We start from the raw sequence: 18293 nt of genomic DNA, 5'->3' as shown, positions 1-18293 counted from the left end.
GTCCCCTCCGGCGTCGGCAAAGATCACAATAATACTAATTTTTCCATGGCCTCCAAAAATATACTATCCTGTTATCTTGTATTTTTCGAGTACTCATGTTATTATTATGGCACTAATTGCGAAATTTGCAAGTATGCACTTTTTTGTGTTATAGTACCCAAAATGATACTAAGGGAGGAGACTTTAAATGAACAACGACTGCACAACTTATCATTGCCCGGTAGATGCCACATTGGATATGATCGGAGGGAAATACAAAGCCCTCATCTTATGGCACTTAATTAACAATACCCTTCGGTTTGGAGAGCTTCGCAAGCTCATCCCCCAGGCAACACCCAAAATGCTCACCCAACAGCTGCGGGAACTGGAGGAGGATCAGTTAATCATCCGTACCGTATATCCGGTGGTGCCGCCAAAGGTGGAGTATATGCTTTCAGATCTGGGAAACAGTATCCGCCCTATTCTGGAAACCATGTATAATTGGGGAGCAGATTACTTAAGGCAGAATGGCCTTACCGTAAGCTGCTCCATGAAATTCCCCACAAAAAACTCTTAATAAGAAGCCTTCCAGTTGGCAAATATATCCTTGGATTCCTTAAGGAAATCATAAGAGATCGTGATGGACTCGTCTGTCACGGTCTTTTCCTTGTCAAAAATAGGCCAGGGATTGCATCCGCCTGCCTCCACTTCCACCCGGTTCATTGGAAAACGGTTTCCGCAGTTCTGGCAGACAAGAGCATCTCCCTCCTGCTTATAGTATCCTCTTCCCGAATCATAACATACCTGGCAGGTGTTAAATGCTGTCCGGATCGTTCCATCCGGAGCCTGGACAGCTATGACCTCCATCTTAGTACCGTCCACATCAACCGGATAAAACTGGGCCGTGCTTGAAATATCCTTTACCGGAATTACAAGTGTCTCTCCATTCTCCACCTTTTGGGTACTTTCTGCCGCCGCTTTGGTTGATTCTGTTTTCTCCGCCGTATCCTTGGGTGCACATGCAGTAAGAGCTGCGGCAGCTATCATCAGTACCGCAAGCTTCATTGGAAGTCCACTGCGTTTCTTTCCGTCTCTTATGTCATATCCGTTCTGAAATTTCTGTAACATGTAAATGTCCTCCTGAATTTATACTTTGTTAATTCTTTTTCTGTTTGTCTCCCATAAAAAACATTGCTATGATAATACCTAAAACCGGGAGTATGCAGTGCCAGTGACTTAATAAAAAGCTCATCAATCCGTTCTCCTTTCCTCTTTCCTTCCCATCTTTCCAGGGCATTATGGTATCCCTGGAAGGGTTTTCCTCAATCGAAACAGATCGATTCCCTGTTTATCCGCAGCAGGAACCGCCTGCTCCCTGGAAGGTATCTTCGGGCCAGATAAGAGTCTTAAAACTGCTTATTTCTTTCTTAATAGCGTCCGTATCTAAGTTATCTAAATCATCCACAACCTTGATATACCCATAAAAAGCATTATCTCCGGTGGAAAAGTCAAAATTTCCTGCGGGTGTAAAATATAGGCTGTTTTCTCCCTTTTCAAGAGGAAGCTGGGTAGCAAAATCAGGAACAAGAAGCAGGGTTCCATAGGTGTCACCAGACGTATTGTCAATAATATTCCATTCCACATCCACACCGGATTTCACCACTGCCGCTGCCGGCTTAAAGCCTTCATCCGTAAGTTCCATCGTAATTCTCTGAATGCTGTTTCCGTATTCATCCGTTGCGTCTTCCGCAACAGCAATCTCATCCGTTGGAATTGTATAACCGGCTGCTACTGGTTCTTCCGGCGCATATTCTTTTAATACACCCTCTCCATCAGAGCCTGTGCTGTTATTCGTATCTCCCTCTTCCGTCACGTAGATGGACCCGCGGATCATCCCCATCCAACAGCTGTAAGAGATCTTCCCTGTTTTTTCAGGAGTAAATTCAATGACATTTTCTCCGGTCTTAAAGGAATATTCAATGCCAAGATCCCGGATAATCATCCGGTTGTTACAGCCGTTTATGCTTCCCTGGGGCGCATCAATGATCCATTTTACCGGAATCCCTTTCTGAACATTGATGTTGGGATATTTACCTGGAGAAAGTGTACTGTTTATGATCTGAACTCCGTCTTCTATTTTTATATCTTCCTTTTTCACCTGCCCTCCGGCTGCATAAGCGTTGTTTCCGCCACTTGAGAATAATTCCGGTGCCTGGAATCCTGACAGGCTTACCCCCTGGGAAAACATGGACATCCCCAGTACCACAACCAGCACCGCTCCCATTGTCATGACCTTGCTTGTAAACTTTTTTCCCAGTGCTGAGGAAAGTGCTCCAAGCCCGAACATCAGAGGTACGGTACCGAGGCTGAACAGGAACATGGACAGCGCACCGGAAAAGGGACTTCCCGTAGACAATGCATAGATCTGCATCGCCTGTAAGGGGCCGCATGGCATAAGGCCGTTTAGCAGACCCACAATCAGAGGACTGCTGCTTTTTGATTTTTCTTTGTCAATTTTTTTTGCAAAAATTTGAGGCATTCTCGGATTCAGCCTGCGCAGCCACGGGAAAATCCCCAGCATGTTTATGCCCATAATGACCATAAACACTCCGGCAGCCAGCTTTAATACTCCCTGAAGAGTATTAGAAAACGTTACCACTGATCCCAGCGCTCCCACCAGGAAGCCTACTGCAGTGTAAGAGATCACCCGTCCCAGGTTATAAAGAAATGTTGGCCGGAATGTAGAAAAACGGCTCTTTTCTGAGACAGCATCTCCGCTTTTTGGAATACACTGGGACAGATTGATTCCGCCGCACATTGCCACACAATGAACGGATGTAACCAGGCCGATGACAAACAGCATTCCATAGCTCATCTTTTCATCTGCCAGCTGGCTGGGCGCAAGCAGGTTTAAAAGACCAAATTGCTGGATCAGCATATATAAGGAAACAATGATGAGCAGGATTCCTATGACCCGGCTGCTATCCGGTCCCTCCTTTACATGATCTGTTAATACCTTGTAATCCAGACCTTCAATAATTCCTACAATGCTTTTATACGAAATAATATCCGTATCAAAGGTGATGACAGCAGTTCCGGCGCTGTAACTTACTTCTGCTTTTTCGATTCCAGCCGTGTTGCGCAATTTTTTTTCAATTTTATTTTGACAGCTGATACAGGTCATCCCGCCGATCCGTAATTTTTTAGTTCTAACAGCAGATCCCATCGTCTGTCCTCCTTTTTTCAATTTCTGAAACAAAGAATAGCAGGTCGATTTGTAGAAATTGTGTAGATGAGATTTTTTTATAAAAAAACGTGTATATCATTCGTACAAATGATATACACGTGTTCATTATGTATTTATAATTACTCTGCCTGATTAAGCCTTATATCCAGACAAACATCACCGATGGATGTGGTCACGCAGCAGGCTGTATGGAATGTATATTCTCCGCTCTCATCCAGCTTACGTAAAACCGGTGGAAGGATATCACAGGTCAGATCTTCCCCTGCAAGCATGGTAAGAACATTTCCGCTGATAATATTGGCAACTTCAGATACGGCAGAAGTTACAAACTCATCTACCGCATCAAATTCCATGCCGCTCATGATATTTACGATGCCGAGAGACGTCTCATGAGGAAGACGGTAAATCACTTCGCCCTTAAGATCTCCAATAAAGCCGATGGAAACATCTAGTTCCTCCTCACATGCAAAGGAATCTGCCGGGTGATCGGAAACATCAGTAAGTTCAAGCATCAGCTTAAATACATTCCGGGTTGCTTCTAAAAAAGGGCCATAAAGATCAGTCATTCTTCGCTACCCCCTTTGAAATCGCATAAGCAGCAATGCGCTGGTCTTCTGCAGCAACATGATTGATAAGCCATGTCATAAGCTTTCCAGCGAACTTCTGCATCAGCTGCTCGTCATAACCGCTGCGCTTATATTCTTCCGTAACTGCAAGGACATAATTTACCATATCGGTATGGATCTTTTTATGCTCCTCCCTGCCCGGATAACCGATTTTCTCCTGGTAAGCCTCCTCGTCACGGAAATGCTCTACCACATACGCATTCATAAAATCTAATGTTTCATTAACCTTTTCTACTTTTTCATCCCAGGAAGCGGATGAACGTAATACTTTCATAAAAATTTCTACCCGCTGAAACAGTTCCATATGCTGTACATCAATCAACGGTACACCCAGCTCATACTTATCCTTCCAAAGCATCGTTATCCTGTCCTTTCTTTAAAATATACCGGCTCATCAAGCCGGTATATCCTTTATCATTCGTTTGAAATCTTTGCTCATGCCAGTATTATAGCACGATTCGGATACAAGTCAATGTTCAAATTGAATCAGGGAAATAATCAATTCTTCACATATCTGCTGTACACTTTTATGATCTGTTTCTACGATTATATCCGCTGCTTTTTCATAAAAATCCTTACGTTTTGCCATAAGCTCTTTTATGAATTCAACGTTCATATTTCCGTTTAAAATTGGACGCCCGCCATCATCCTTTACTCTCTCCAAAATGGTTTCAGGGCTGGCAGTTAGAAGTACGATACAACTGCCCTTTTTAAGATTTTTAACATTTTCCTCACGTATTACCGCGCCGCCGCCACAGGAAATAATAGTCTGGCTACAGTTTTGTAAGTTAAGGATCGCATTGCTTTCACAGTCCCTGAAATACTCTTCTCCGTATTTTTCAAATATATCCCGGATGGGCATCTTCTGGTCCTCCACGATCATGGCATCAACATCCACTTCCTTCATGGCCAGCATATCCCTTAAGTATTCGGAAACCGTACTCTTTCCTGTTCCCATAAACCCAATCAAAGCAATGTTATGGTCAAACAGTCTTTTGCTCTGTACACATTTGATTTCCTCATCAATTTGTTTGAAAATTCTTAACAATTCGTCGCAATAATCATGATCTCCTAATGCAGCTTGTAACGTTTCGTGGCGGAGTTTCTCCTCTTCCATCTGAAATATAGGAAGTCCTTGCTCCTTCTTGTATTCCATGATCTCTGCTGCGTAACTAAGTCGACGCCTCAGAAGGTCTAAAATTTCCATGTCACAGCGATTTAGATCTTTTCTTATTTCATTCAGCTCTCTCATACCGTCTCTCCATAATTATCTTGTCGTTCCTTTATGTTTTTACATTATACATAATATGGAGGCAAGCTGTAAAGCAATTCTTTCGGATTGTTTTATCAGGGACTTTTTACGTTCAATGGGACAAATTTACTCATTAATCATATAAATTCGTTGTTTTAAGGCAGGCAAACATGATATAATTTATTATAAAAGTATATCATATGAACGAAAGGTGGTATGTCTTATGGCGATTGATTTCAAAAAGATAGAAAAGGATTTATACCAGCCGGGCGCGAAACCAGCCATCATCGAAGTGCCGGAAATGACTTTCATTATGATTGATGGGCACGGTGATCCAAATACCAGTGAGGCATATCAGACGGCAATAGAAGTCCTCTATGGTTTGGCCTATACTGTAAAAATGAGCAAAACGAGCGGCAGGCAGCTCAAAGGGTATTATGATTTTGTTGTTCCCCCCTTGGAAGGTTTGTGGTCAACGGATACAGGCGTCGTTGAAACAGGTATAACAGATAAGAACGCGTTTTGTTGGACATCCATGATGCGAATGCCGGAGTTCGTCACGCCAGAAGTCTTTGAAGAGGTGAAAATCCACCTTTCAAAAAAGAAGCCCAGCCTTGATTCATCGATTGCGCGGCTTGAAGTTTTCACTGAGGGGCTTTGCGCTCAGGTTATGCACACAGGCTCCTATGATAGCGAACCGGCAACAATTCACGCCCTAAAAACATTCGTTGCAGAATCGGGTTATAGGATTGATCTTTCGGGCAAGCGCAAACATCATGAATTGTATCTAAACGATCCGCGTAAAACATCTCCCGAAAAATTGAAAACAATAATTCGCTATCCTATTATCAAGTAATGAGAGAGATGCATTATTAGACCAGAGAACTTTACGGTAATTGCAAGAATTTGTATAATAAGTTGCAATTAAAGATACAGATAAAGATACAAATAACGGATGATGCGAATAAGTTTTATTGCTTCATCCGTTTTCTGAATTATGAAATTTTCTTTTAGTTCCATATCCTTCGCCCATGATGGATGAGTTCTCCACAGAAATGCCCTTGAGGTAAAGTCTGCTCCGCTTTAGCGAGTATGTGTACCTATTCTTTAAAAAGTCTGAATCTTCCTACTTCCTGCTGGAGCATCTGCGCCTGGGCAGCCAGCTCTTCACTGGAAGAAGAACTCTCTTCTGCGGTCGCAGCGTTTGTCTGAACAACTGCAGATACCTGGTATAACCCCTGATTGATCTGTTCAATCACCTGTACCTGCTGGGATGAGGATTCTTCGATTCCTTTAATCGCTTGTTCCACAAACTCCGCCTGCTTCGCAACTCCCTGAAGAACCTTTGCCGTCTCATCGGCTAATTTCTCACCCTCTGCAACACTGGTCACCGAATGTCTGATCAAATCAGCCGTCTGCTTGGCTGCTTCCGCAGATTTTCCGGCAAGGCTCCTGACTTCATCAGCAACCACTGCAAATCCTTTGCCAGCCTCTCCTGCACGGGCAGATTCCACGGCTGCATTGAGTGCAAGTATGTTCGTCTGGAATGCTATATCTTCAATCACTTTCGTGATGTTTGATATTTTATCAGAAGCCGATCCGATTTCCTTCATGGCCCCATTCAGCTTTCGCATGTATTCGTTGCTCTCACTAATCCCATTACCGGCCTGCCCGACATAGTCAGCAGCCCTTTGAACATTTTTATCATTTTCTTCTGCCTGCTCCGCCACTCTGCTGACGGAAGCATTCAGTTCCTCAACTGTAGCTGCCTGCTCTGCAGTTCCGGAAGCCAGAGCCTGCGCCGCAGAGGAAACCTGTTCAGCCCCTGCATTGACCTGGTCGGATGCAGTGCTTATTAATAACAGTGTGTGATTTAAATCTTTTCTGATTTTCTGCAGCGCAAGTCCAAGGATGTCCTGGTTAGAACGAAGGGGTACCTCATTGGTAAAATCTCCGTTGCTGATCCTGTCGGCAGCATCCACCTGTTTTCCAATGCTGTCGATCATCTTAGTAAAAGCTTTGGCAAGCTGGCCGGTTTCATCCTTTGAATCAATATTGCCAAGCTCCACATCCACATGCCCTAATGCGATCCGGTTGGCGGCATCCACAACCTGCTCAATTGGCTGACTGATCATTTTCGAGATTCTTGCCCCTAAAAATACTGCTATACCGGCTCCTAATGCAACAAAAAGAACCAGAATAACGGTCAGCCACAATGCAGTATCATGATTGGAGTCATTGGTCTTTCCGGCTTCATCCATCCGGTTGTCAATTAACTTATTAAAATTATCGAACATTTTTTGAATATTATTCGTTTCCTGAAGAAGTGCCTCCCATGCGGCAGTCTCATTACCTGCCTTTGCCTCATCCATACACTTCTCTACGGCTGGCTTAAAGGATTCATTAAATAGCGAAACAGACTCATCCAAAAGGGTAAAAGATTCCGGAATGGATATGGTCTTGCGGTAAGCCTCTATGCTGGATAAAAATTTCTCCGATCCACTGTCAAAGCTCTGCTTCAGTTCATCAAGCTTCTGGGCATCTCCCGCATAGATTACCATGGCTCTGGAGTCCACCCGGAACTGATAAAGACATTCAAGTGCCTCAAATAAATCTTTCATTGGAGCCGTCTGCCCTTTATACATGTATGTATCCATTTGACTGATCCTGGCAAGTCCGGCAATTCCTGCACCCCCGACCAGCAACATAATAAGCGTCAGGCTTAAAAAACCCGTCAGCAGTTTTCGCGAAATACTGAAATCCTTAAAGCTTTTCATTTTATTTCCTCCCTGTTCTCTTAGGTATGATTAAAAATAGGACAATCTGGCTTCCCTATCCGGGAGCGCTACGCTGTCCTGACAGAAGTATTCGCAGTATATTTGGTACTGCGGTTTATGAGGAATTATATGATATTTAAAGGGCTACAGAAGGCCATGACGGAGAATATGACGGCTTTTAATTACTTCCCACAGAATTTATTGTAATAAAGTCCTCTGCAATGGAGTTACATTTTTTACTTATTAAAGCGCGGGTGAATTTTGTTATCAATGCATGGAAAACAAAAAATATATTGACCCGCGATATGACGATGTTATTGACGGCTTATATGCAATTTTTCTAAAAAATATTCTCAATCCGCTACAATAATTCAAATGAAAATTCTTTTTTATTGCCTCAATTATAAATTTATTTGATAATTGACAAATAATATTTTTCTGTTGTATAATGAATATTGTCGAAATATACATAATTTTGTAACCGCAGTACCAAATATACTGCGTCTTTTTATTTTATTTATTATGCTAATTAAATATTTTTTGTGTAAAATATATGGATTTTTCATTAATATTCTGATATATCATAATAAAGTTTTCCAAAATCCAGCCAAATTCTCGACTCAAAAAACCAGCCAGAGCACAAAAAAGCTCTGGCCGGACGGCTATACATATGGAACTTCTATTCAGAAATCAGCCTCTTTTCCCCGGTAATCTCTTGTATGGGTTTTGTGTCCTGGGTTACTTCCAGAACGCCAAGATACTCTCCTTCACGACTTCTCACCGCATAATAACGGATCAAAATATATTTTCCAGCCATTTTGATCCAGAAGTCTTCCTGATCTTTCCTTCCGGTTTTGAAATCCTCAACAATCGTTTCAACAATATGGACACTGGCCGGCGGGTGGCAATTGGAAACATTTCTGCCGATAATTGCTTTTGTTCTCGGAAAAGCCCGTTCCTTTCCTTCTGAAAAATACTTTACCTCATCATCCTTATTTACAAAGGTAATGTCAAAGGGGAGTGTATTTAACATGGAGGTCAGCTCTTCCAATTTAAATTCTCCGGAAGGAAGTTTTATAAGACCTGCTTCTCCTGCTTCCTTTATCTCCGTCTTGTCCTTTCCCTTGTCGGCTGCGGCAGGATTCCATTGCGGTACATGGTCGATCATAAAACCTATTTCTCCGCTTTCATCTGCAATTGTTTTCCACTCTTCCTGGGTCAGCTGTTCTAAAAGCATGGGGACCATGATATTTTCTTCTTTAAATATCATTTCCGTGATCTTATCCAGTAAATTTTCAATCTTCTGTACCAGGGATTCATTGATTTTTACGTTCTGATCAAGCACATCCACTGTTTCTTTTACTTGATTCCTGATCTCATCATCCACTCCCCACATAACTTTTGGAGGTGCCGTAATTCCGTATTTCTCCATGTATGGAAACAGCAGATTTTCCTTCTTCCTATAATGAACGGATAAGTCTTTTAATTGATTTACGCCTTCCTTAAGCTTTGAAAATTCTTCCTTAACATTTTCTTTTGTCAGTACCAGATACGGGCGGATTCCGTTTTCAATAATATGAGCAATTTTTTTATTCTCTTTGACCAACACATTTAACGGATGTCCAGGAATTAAGGCCGGATCATCCGGCTGATGGATTTCTTCAATGGAACCTTTAAAAACTGAGGCGTGGACATCACATAGCTTCTGTACCTCCTCCACCGGCAGACCATCTGCGATCAGAGCAGCCTCAGCCGCAGAAATTTCAGAGGCAGACACACCTTGAAAAGCCTCTTCAAACAGCTGCTTTACCTCTTCCACTGATTTTCCTTCATGTAGCTTTTTAATGATCTCTTTAATCGCATTTTGCCTCATTTCGCGATTGTTAATATATTCACTCATAGTATTCCTCCTTCTTCCACGGCCTGAATCTACTTCCCATTGTATAAAAAACGCCCCCGTCTGATTGGATCATTTCCCTCAGAAGGAGGCGCTCTTCCCGATTATTCTACTGTTATTACCGAAACAGGACAGCCCTCCTGCGCTTCAACTGCCGTTTGCTCCGCAGACTCCGGCACCTCATCCACATATGCTTCTGCAGGTCCGTCATCCCCCATTCGGAACACCTCTGGACAGATCGATGCACACAGTCCGCATTCTATACAACCCTCTCTATCTACTGTTGCTTTCATATCAACAACTCCTTTCCCAAAGATATCTTTATTGTTGGTAATTTCTTTACAAATTATCCATTTTCCAAAGATATGTTTTATTTTTTAAAGAATACCACTTCCAAGGTTTCCTGTATGTTGTAATTACAACATTTTCCATTTTTTCAATAAACATTTATAAATGTATGGAAGTATGGGAAGAAATATGATACATTTTTTTGTAACAGGAAACGTTGACAGGCCGCGAATATATTTGATGAAGGAGAAGAATTGATGAACATATTCAAACATAAAGCATCAGATAAATGTGGCTATGACTTACATTTACAGGAGTAAAAAATGTGGAATAAAAAATTGGTTGAACGTTATTTTCAGGCATGGATCGAAAAAGATGCAGACGTACTAAAGACGGTCTTTTCAGATGACATTATATACAGCGAATGTTATGGACCGGAATATCATGGAATTGAACAGGTTTTAAAATGGTTTGCTGATTGGAATAAGGCGGGAACCGTTTTAGAGTGGTCGATTAAGCGGTTTGTTTCGGAAGGTAATACAATTGTTGTGGAATGGTATTTTAAATGCGATTATAACAATTTAATCGATGGATTTGACGGAGTTTCAATGATTGACTTTGATGTTAACAGGAAAATCAAAGGATTGAAAGAATTTCAATCGAAAGCAGACCATTATTTTCCTTACGAGAAATAAAACAAGGCAAAACAGAGAGGCTGCATAACCGACTCCCGTTCGTTATGCAGCCTCTCTGTTTATTGTGACTGGTTCCAGTTATTATGCGTTCATGAAGAATTCGATGTCATCTTCTACAGTACCAATTCCTGCAATTCCAAAAGTATCAACAAGAACCTTGGCAACGTTTGGAGATAAGAAACCAGGTAATGTCGGCCCTAAGTGAATATTCTTCACTCCTAAGTAAAGCAGTGCAAGAAGTACGATAACGGCCTTTTGCTCATACCATGCGATGTTATAAGCGATTGGAAGTTCATTGACATCATCAAGACCAAAAACTTCCTTTAATTTCAGCGCAATTACTGCCAGGGAATAGGAGTCATTACACTGCCCCGCATCCAGAACTCTTGGAATTCCGCCGATGTCGCCCAGTTCTAACTTATTGTATCTGTATTTTGCACAGCCAGCCGTAAGAATGATGGTATCGCCTGGAAGCTGCTTTGCAAATTCTGTGTAGTACTCTCTGGATTTCATTCTGCCGTCGCAGCCAGCCATAACAAAGAACTTTTTAATGGCTCCGGACTTCACCGCATCAACCACCTTATCTGCAAGTGCCAGTACCTGGTTATGAGCAAAACCGCCTACAATACTGCCTGTTTCGATCTCATCAGGAGAAGGAAGCTTCTTTGCCATCTCTATGATAGCTGAAAAATCTTTTTTTCCGTTTTCATCAGCTGAAATGTTTGGACATCCGGGGAAGCCTGCAGCACCTGTTGTAAAGATTCTGTCTGCAACTTCAGGAGTTTTTGGAGGAACAATACAGTTTGTGGTAAAGAGAATCGGTCCGTGGAAGGACTCAAACTCGCCAACCTGCATCCACCAGGAGTTACCGTAGTTGCCTACAAAGTTGTCATATTTCTTAAATGCCGGATAATAGTGGGCAGGAAGCATTTCACCATGGGTGTAAACATCCACTCCTGTTCCCTTCGTCTGCTCTAAAAGCTGTTCCATATCTGTCAGGTCATGACCGGAGATAAGAATGGCCGGATTCTTTCTGACACCGATATTAACGGATGTGATTTCCGGATTTCCATAACGTGATGTATTGGCCTCATCAAGAAGAGCCATTCCCTTTACTCCGTATTCGCCGGTCTTTAAGGTCAGGGCAACCAGATCATCGGCAGTCAGGCTGTCGTCAAGAGTTGCGGCCATTCCTTCGTATATGAAGGAATAAATGGACACATCTTCTTTTCCAATGTTGAATGCATGCTCTGTGTAAGCAGCCAGACCCTTGATTCCGTAGATGATCAGCTCTCTTAAGGAACGGATATCTTCATTTTCCGTTGCAAGAACTCCTACGAAAGAAGCCTTGGAAAGCATGGATTCTCTGGAGTCCACAGTAAATACTGCAGCATCCTGGTTTCCATTGTATCCTGTATCCTTTGCAAGCTGGTCTCTTAATCCGAGAACCTTTACGATCTGCTTTTCAATTGCCTCCGCATCAAAGTTTGCGTTTGTGATCGTAATAAAGAGGCTCGTAAGCACCTCGTGGTTGATGGTATGTAGCTCTGCAGCATTGGTTTTTGTCTTTACAACAATTTCAGAAATTCCTTTTACCGCATAAACAAGCAGGTCCTGAAGCTTTGCAACCTCCTCATTCTTGCCACAGACACCTTTGATGGTACAGCCTGTGTTCTTTGCTGTCTCCTGACACTGATAGCAAAACATGCTCATATTCCATTACCTCCTAATGTAAATTTTCTATGCACAGCACCTTTTTACAGTGCTCCTGCTTTCTTTTTAAAGGATACCATTGGAATAAAGTTATGTCCGTTGTTATTACAACATACTTGGATTTTTATTTTTTTCCTATAATAAAAACGGCCATATCAGCAATTTGTCTCATCCAAAATGCTGATACAGCCGGTCATACCAAGGAACAGTGCCACAATTGACATTAATCATCCGGAACGTTTTAACGTTCATCCATGCAAATCTTTACAAATTTCGCCATAATCAAAATATAACTGAAAATGAAAACAAAACCTGCGGCCATAAGAGGCCATTTTCTCTTTTTTTCCGGGATCGATAATCCAACCATGATCCCTACTGCACACAGGCATATCTTTAATAGTGCAAAATCTTTTATGCTGCACTTTTGTACAAATGCATCGGCGCACTTACAAATCTCTTTCATCCGCACCGTCTCCTTTCATGAATTTTTTTCTGGTTCTCTTAGTCACGTCCTGATTGCTTGATTCATAGTTAGTATACGCTTTTGGAAAAATTTTATTAAACTCTTAGTGAAAATCCTGTCCAAATTTTAACGTCATGGTTATAACCGGAATTAATCATAATCCTGCACATCAAATTCTTTATTTTTATAATAGTATTTTCTGTCATCCTCTACAATCTGCCGGACTACTCGGCAGGGATTTCCCAGAGCCACCACACGATCCGGGATATCTTTTGTCACAACGCTTCCGGCTCCGATCACCACATCGTTTCCTATGGTAACTCCTGGATTAATGATAACGTTGCCTCCAATCCACACATTGTTCCCTATGGTGACAGAAATTCCGTACTCATATCCTGAATTTCTGGAATCCGGATGTATGGGATGACCGGCAGTATAGATAGAAACATTGGGCGCAAACATTACATTGTCCCCGATTATCACCTTTCCTACATCAAGAATCGTACAGTTATAATTTGCATAGAAATAATCCCCGACTTCAATATTGGCCCCGTAATCACAGTGAAACGGCGCCTCAATATGAACATCCTTTCCTGCCTTTCCAAGAATACTCCGGATCAGCTCTTCCATTTTTTCTTCTTCATTCGGGCACAGCTGATTATACTGGTATATCTTAAGCTTGTTCTCCATTCGCTCCTCACTGAGCCCATCCAGCCAGGCCTTGTAAGGCAGGCCAGCCAGCATTCTTTCTTTTTGGTTCATGGTCATTCCACCCTTTCTTCTTTCATCTTAATTGAAACGGATACTACAATGATAAATCATGTAACGCCGGATATCAACCATTAGGCCCACCATAATATTTGTTGGGAATATATTTTTATTTCACATCTATTGACAGACTATAAAAAATCTGGTATTATGTTCAATAATTTATAAATTATTACATTTTTGAACAAAGGAGTATGCGATGCAGGCAATTATCTTGGCCGCCGGAATGGGACGGCGTTTAAAAAAGCTAACAGAAAACCAGCCCAAATGCATGGTCACCGTAAATGGCATTCCGATGATCGAACGCATGATGAAACAGTTGGATCATTTCCATTTGGACCGAATCATCATTGTAACCGGTCATAAGGGCGAAGAGCTGCAATCCTTTATATCCTCTCTCCCCCTCTCCACTCCGGTCACCTACATAGACAATCCGGTTTACAAAACAACAAACAATATCTACTCCCTTTACCTTGCTAAGGACCAGCTTCTCAAAGATGATACCATCTTGCTGGAATCTGACCTGATTTTCGAGCAGGAAGTGTTGACCCAGATCATAAACAATCCCTATCCCAATCTGGCACTTGTAGCCCATTTTGAAAGCTGGATGGATGGGACGGTAGTCCTGCTTGATGAACAGGACAATATTATGAAGTTCCTCACACGGAAGGATTTCCGTTTCGAGGATATTCATTCCTACTATAAGACTGTCAACATCTATAAGTTCAGCCGCAATTTTTCTACTACCCACTACGTTCCATTCCTGGAAGCGTACAGCAAAGCCTTGGGAAACAATGAGTATTATGAACAGGTATTAAAGGTCATATCACTATTGGATGACCACGATTTAAAAGCCACCAGACTGGAAAACGGTTTCTGGTATGAAATCGACGATGAACAGGATTTAGATATTGCGGAATCCATTTTTACAGATTCCCAAAGCAGACTGTCCCGGTTATCAAAGCGCTTTGGCGGCTACTGGCGGTACCCCGGCCTTCTGGACTTCTGTTACCTGGTCAATCCCTATTTTCCTAACAGCCGTTTTATGGGAGAGATCAAGGCCAGCTTTGAAGCCCTTACCACCAGCTATCCTTCCGGCCTAGAAGTCAATAACCTGCTGGCTGCGAAATCCCTGGGCCTGGACAGAAACCATGTTCTCACCGGAAACGGGGCGGCAGAATTAATAAAACCGTTGCTCCATAGCTTTAAAAATGCCGTCGGAGTCCTGCGCCCTTCCTTTGAAGAGTATGGGGCCTGTTCCCAAAATCCCGTTTATTTTTCGGTTGCGACTCCGGATTATACATATACCGCCCAGGATATTATGGACTTTTACAACGATATGGAACTGGATGCTCTGGTTTTAGTCAACCCGGATAATCCCACGGGAAATTACATTCCAAAGAAAGATGTCCTTTCTCTTGCCAGGTACTGCAAGGCAAGGAGCATCACACTCATTCTGGATGAATCCTTTATTGACTTCTCCTCTGCGGAGGAATCACCGTCGCTCATGTGTCAGGAAATATTGGATGAGTATACGAACCTGGTTCTTATTAAAAGTATTTCTAAGTCCTATGGGGTTCCAGGGCTGCGGCTGGGGCTCCTCACCTGCAGCGATCCGGAAATTATCAGCCTTGTCCGGAAAGAGCTGCCCATTTGGAACATCAACTCTCTGGCAGAGTATTTTCTTCAGATTTTTGAAAAGTATCAATCAGACTATCAGGAGGCCCTGGACCATTTTAAAAGGACCAGAGAAAAATTATACCAGTCCCTTCATTCCATCAGACAGTTGAAGCTTTACCCCTCACAGGCCAACTTCATCATGTGCGAAATCACCGATGGCTGTTTGGCAACACAGATTGCGGAGTTGTTGTTAAACCGCTATAACATTCTGGTAAAGGATCTGTCCCACAAACCAGGAATGGAAGGCAGAGAGATTATCCGCATTGCAGTCAGAACAGAGGCAGACAACGAACGTCTGGCGGATGCGCTGAAACACATATTACGCTAATTAAAGGAGGCAATCAATATGAATACGCAAAATGAATCAAAGGAAACCTGGAAACAGATCTGGACCCGGAAAGGCCGGGCAGATAGCTCCGTTACAGACCTTCTGGCATACGATGGATATGAAGCCACCAAAGTAGATATGGAAGAAGTAGCAAGCCAGATCATCAAGCAGCTGGATATACATAAACATGACAGAGTTCTTGAAGTGGGATGCGGTGCAGGTGCCCTGGCTCAGTATCTGGACTGTGATTACGTAGGCATTGACTATTCTCCTACCCTGGTACAAAAGCACATCGAGTTTTTGCAGAATTCGGTCCTGACCGGCGAAGCCGCAGACTTACCGTTTAAGGATAAATCCTTTGATAAGGTTATCTGCTACGGCGTTTACCTATATTTTGATAATAAGGAATATGCAGAAAAGGCAACGAAAGAGCTGCTGCGTGTTGCCAAAAAGGGAGTGCTGATCGGAGAGATCCCCATGCGTTCTCACCGGGAGGAACACCTGTTGTTTTCCAAGGAAGAATTTCGCGGCTGGGATATCAGCGACGGTTTTTATGATCCTTACAGAAAAGACAGGTTTAATGCAGTTTATATCTTCTCCTAACAAATGTGTTATTGCTGTTTCGTGCAGTCGTCATGAATTAAGACAAGTTAAAAATCAGATTAAGGGAAAGGCTGCCGCCTTTCCCTTTCTTTACTTCTTTTTACGCCGTATCATGCCCTTTTGGATACAGCCCGTTGCATTATCATTCAAGAGCTGTTCTTTTTGATTGTTATACTCTCATATTCCTTTGGAGTATGGCCCGTGATCTTTTTAAATACAGTACTGAAGTAGTATTGCGTATCAAAACCAAGCATATCCGATATTTCATACATCATATATTGATACGTTCCTATCAGCTCCTTTGCCTTTTCAATTTTGACCTCTGAGACATAATCCGAAAAATTTTTTCCAGTCTGTTTTTTAAAAACACTGCTTAAATGTCCCTGACTGATATTTAACAGGGCGGACATCTGATTTAAGGTTATCTTTTCCCGGTAATGCTCCCGGATATATTCCTGAACCAGCTCAATATACTTGTCCTTCCTGCTTTCCTTATAGGTCTCCAAAGCTACTGCCACCTGGTCCCGGAACCGCTCCAGCCAGGCGATCACGGCACTTAAGTCAGACAACCTGCTTAACTGCCCTGCCACATCTAAAATATAGGGAAAGCGCTGGTCCTCTCTCTCTTCCAAAAGGAATGTAATATAGTAATAAAGTTTACTGCATGCATTAACCGCCTGGGAACGGGATGGCTTACACTGTGCAAACAGCTGAATGATCTGGTTCATGATATTGGAAAAGCTGTCCCGGTCATTTTGACGGATGATGCCTGTTAATTCCTTCTTTAAAAAATTAACATTAAAGCTGCTGCTGTGAAAGAAATTTTCTTTACAGTTTTCTAAATAACATACAACTGTACTGGAACCGTTGTCATACGTTTCATTCATAGTGCTCATAGCCTGGTAAAGAAGATCCTGAACTCCTTCTGCCTCTCTCACCGGCCGGCTGACCGTAATGGACACAGGAATGTCAAAATAATCCCTGATCACCTTGCAAAACTTGATACTCATTGCTTCCACAGACTCTTTATAATCATTCATTTCCTCCAGGGAAAGAACAAGGATAAAACCCTTTTGCTCCTTTTTCAGAAGACAGCATCTGTCAAAAAAACCTTTTACCATTTCATGAATGATATTTTCCGCAAAAGTTATAATTCTTTTCTGATCAGCCATGGTAAACATCTCGGAAAAGCCCTCATGCTTGTAATTAAATTGAATTACCATCAAAAGCAGCACAGGATAACGTTCCCGGATCATTAAAGACAGCCTTTCATCCGGATGCGCGTCCGTCTCGCAAACCAAAATATGCCTGAAATAATTTTGAATGCGCTCGTCCGCGGTTACCTCTCCGCCTTCCATCAGCCCTATCCTCCGATGGGTTAGGTTGCATCTGTCTTTGGCTCGTTCCAGAGCTGCGAGCAATGCCTTCTCATCAAGCTCCAGCTTTACGAGATAATCAACGGCGCCCAGACGCAGCGCTTCTTTCACCAGTGTGAATTCTTCCAGGTTTGACAAGAGAATAAAAGATGCCGCATATCCTCGTTCAACAGATGCCTTCATAAAACTGATCCCATCCATGACAGGCATTCCAATATCCGTTATCACAATATCCGGCCGAAGAGCTTCCATTTGTGCAAGAGCCTGGCGGCCATTGGTGACCTTTCTGACTATTTTACACTGATGCTCTTCCCAGTTTAAAAGAGAAGATACCCCTGCCAGAATCAGCGGTTCGTCGTCTACGATCATAATCCGATACATATTTATTACTCCTAAGGAATTTTTACGGTTACCTGCATTTATACCTCCGCCTCGGTTCCCCTTGCGCTTATCCCATTGATTTATGGACTAAGGTATCTTCTCTTCTGGTATTCCGGTTCCATTAACCCGTATCGTAATTCGTATCTCTTAATCGTCTGCTCTTTTGTCCCGCTTTTTTACTCCGTTTTTTTACTCCGCTTTTTCACCAGGTTCATTGCTG

General features: G+C 42.4%; 17 protein-coding genes. 5 read left to right on the top strand and 12 right to left on the bottom strand.

The window, feature by feature from the left end; all coding sequences use genetic code 11:
* The first annotated feature begins 187 nt into the window (after positions 1–187).
* A complete protein-coding gene (locus H171_RS04095; RefSeq protein WP_100304014.1) occupies positions 188–556 on the top strand; it encodes a winged helix-turn-helix transcriptional regulator in 369 nt (122 codons plus the stop codon).
* Here H171_RS04095 and H171_RS04090 read toward each other — a convergent pair.
* The 5 genes from H171_RS04090 to H171_RS04070 form a co-directional block, all read right to left on the bottom strand.
* Positions 553–1107 (bottom strand): DUF2318 domain-containing protein, encoded by a 555-nt coding sequence (locus H171_RS04090; protein WP_100304013.1) that lies wholly within the window; start codon positions 1105–1107, stop codon positions 553–555. The two genes, H171_RS04095 and H171_RS04090, sit on opposite strands and share 4 nt — an antisense overlap.
* Before the next feature lie 220 nt (positions 1108–1327).
* Positions 1328–3205 (bottom strand): urease accessory protein UreH domain-containing protein, encoded by a 1878-nt coding sequence (locus tag H171_RS04085; protein ID WP_100304012.1) that lies wholly within the window; start codon positions 3203–3205, stop codon positions 1328–1330.
* A gap of 140 nt (positions 3206–3345) precedes the next feature.
* The gene (locus tag H171_RS04080) at positions 3346–3792 is read right to left on the bottom strand and encodes a chemotaxis protein CheX (protein ID WP_100304011.1); all 447 of its coding nucleotides are present in this window, start codon (positions 3790–3792) and stop codon (positions 3346–3348) included.
* Positions 3785–4210, bottom strand: coding sequence for a bacteriohemerythrin (locus H171_RS04075; RefSeq protein ID WP_100304010.1), 426 nt, complete (start codon positions 4208–4210; stop codon positions 3785–3787). Before H171_RS04075 ends, H171_RS04080 begins: the two co-directional genes overlap by 8 nt.
* Before the next feature lie 111 nt (positions 4211–4321).
* The gene (locus H171_RS04070) at positions 4322–5104 is read right to left on the bottom strand and encodes a shikimate kinase (protein WP_100304009.1); all 783 of its coding nucleotides are present in this window, start codon (positions 5102–5104) and stop codon (positions 4322–4324) included.
* Between the two features lie 223 nt (positions 5105–5327).
* Between H171_RS04070 and H171_RS04065 the strand changes: the two genes are divergently transcribed.
* Complete coding sequence (locus H171_RS04065) at positions 5328–5960, top strand: GyrI-like domain-containing protein (protein WP_100304008.1); 633 nt, start codon at positions 5328–5330, stop codon at positions 5958–5960.
* Positions 5961–6204: 244 nt separating this feature from the next.
* On the opposite strand, the gene H171_RS04060 is transcribed toward H171_RS04065, so the two are convergent.
* From H171_RS04060 to H171_RS04050, 3 genes are all read right to left on the bottom strand, one after another.
* Positions 6205–7881, bottom strand: coding sequence for a methyl-accepting chemotaxis protein (locus H171_RS04060; RefSeq protein WP_100304007.1), 1677 nt, complete (start codon positions 7879–7881; stop codon positions 6205–6207).
* A 679-nt stretch (positions 7882–8560) separates the two neighbouring features.
* Positions 8561–9781 (bottom strand): DUF438 domain-containing protein, encoded by a 1221-nt coding sequence (locus H171_RS04055; protein WP_100304006.1) that lies wholly within the window; start codon positions 9779–9781, stop codon positions 8561–8563.
* Positions 9782–9882: 101 nt separating this feature from the next.
* Positions 9883–10071: a ferredoxin gene (locus H171_RS04050; RefSeq protein ID WP_024346194.1), complete on the bottom strand. Its 189-nt coding sequence runs from the start codon at positions 10069–10071 to the stop codon at positions 9883–9885.
* Between the two features lie 318 nt (positions 10072–10389).
* Here H171_RS04050 and H171_RS04045 point away from each other — a divergent pair, with 318 nt between their 5' ends.
* A complete protein-coding gene (locus tag H171_RS04045) occupies positions 10390–10761 on the top strand; it encodes a nuclear transport factor 2 family protein (protein WP_100304005.1) in 372 nt (123 codons plus the stop codon).
* Positions 10762–10842: 81 nt separating this feature from the next.
* Here H171_RS04045 and hcp read toward each other — a convergent pair whose 3' ends face one another.
* The 3 genes from hcp to H171_RS04030 form a co-directional block, all read right to left on the bottom strand.
* Positions 10843–12474, bottom strand: a complete 1632-nt coding sequence (gene hcp / locus H171_RS04040) for a hydroxylamine reductase (RefSeq protein WP_100304004.1) — start codon at positions 12472–12474, stop codon at positions 10843–10845.
* Between the two features lie 241 nt (positions 12475–12715).
* Positions 12716–12937, bottom strand: coding sequence for a permease of phosphate ABC transporter (locus tag H171_RS04035; protein ID WP_100304003.1), 222 nt, complete (start codon positions 12935–12937; stop codon positions 12716–12718).
* A 150-nt stretch (positions 12938–13087) separates the two neighbouring features.
* Complete coding sequence (locus tag H171_RS04030; RefSeq protein WP_100307411.1) at positions 13088–13699, bottom strand: sugar O-acetyltransferase; 612 nt, start codon at positions 13697–13699, stop codon at positions 13088–13090.
* Positions 13700–13904: 205 nt separating this feature from the next.
* On the opposite strand from H171_RS04030, the gene H171_RS04025 reads away from it, so the two are divergent.
* Both H171_RS04025 and H171_RS04020 read left to right on the top strand, forming a co-directional pair.
* Entirely contained in the window at positions 13905–15713 is a 1809-nt protein-coding gene (locus H171_RS04025) for an aminotransferase class I/II-fold pyridoxal phosphate-dependent enzyme (RefSeq protein WP_100304002.1), read from the top strand.
* An 18-nt stretch (positions 15714–15731) separates the two neighbouring features.
* A complete protein-coding gene (locus H171_RS04020) occupies positions 15732–16316 on the top strand; it encodes a class I SAM-dependent methyltransferase (protein WP_100304001.1) in 585 nt (194 codons plus the stop codon).
* A 146-nt stretch (positions 16317–16462) separates the two neighbouring features.
* On the opposite strand, the gene H171_RS04015 is transcribed toward H171_RS04020, so the two are convergent.
* Positions 16463–18073: a response regulator transcription factor gene (locus tag H171_RS04015; RefSeq protein WP_100304000.1), complete on the bottom strand. Its 1611-nt coding sequence runs from the start codon at positions 18071–18073 to the stop codon at positions 16463–16465.
* Between the last annotated feature and the right edge of the window lie 220 nt (positions 18074–18293).

The sequence above is a fragment of the [Clostridium] celerecrescens 18A genome (genome assembly GCF_002797975.1).
GTDB lineage: Bacteria > Bacillota > Clostridia > Lachnospirales > Lachnospiraceae > Lacrimispora > Lacrimispora celerecrescens.
Note: the sequence above shows the minus strand (reverse complement) of the source record. Positions and strands in the feature narration are given on the sequence as shown.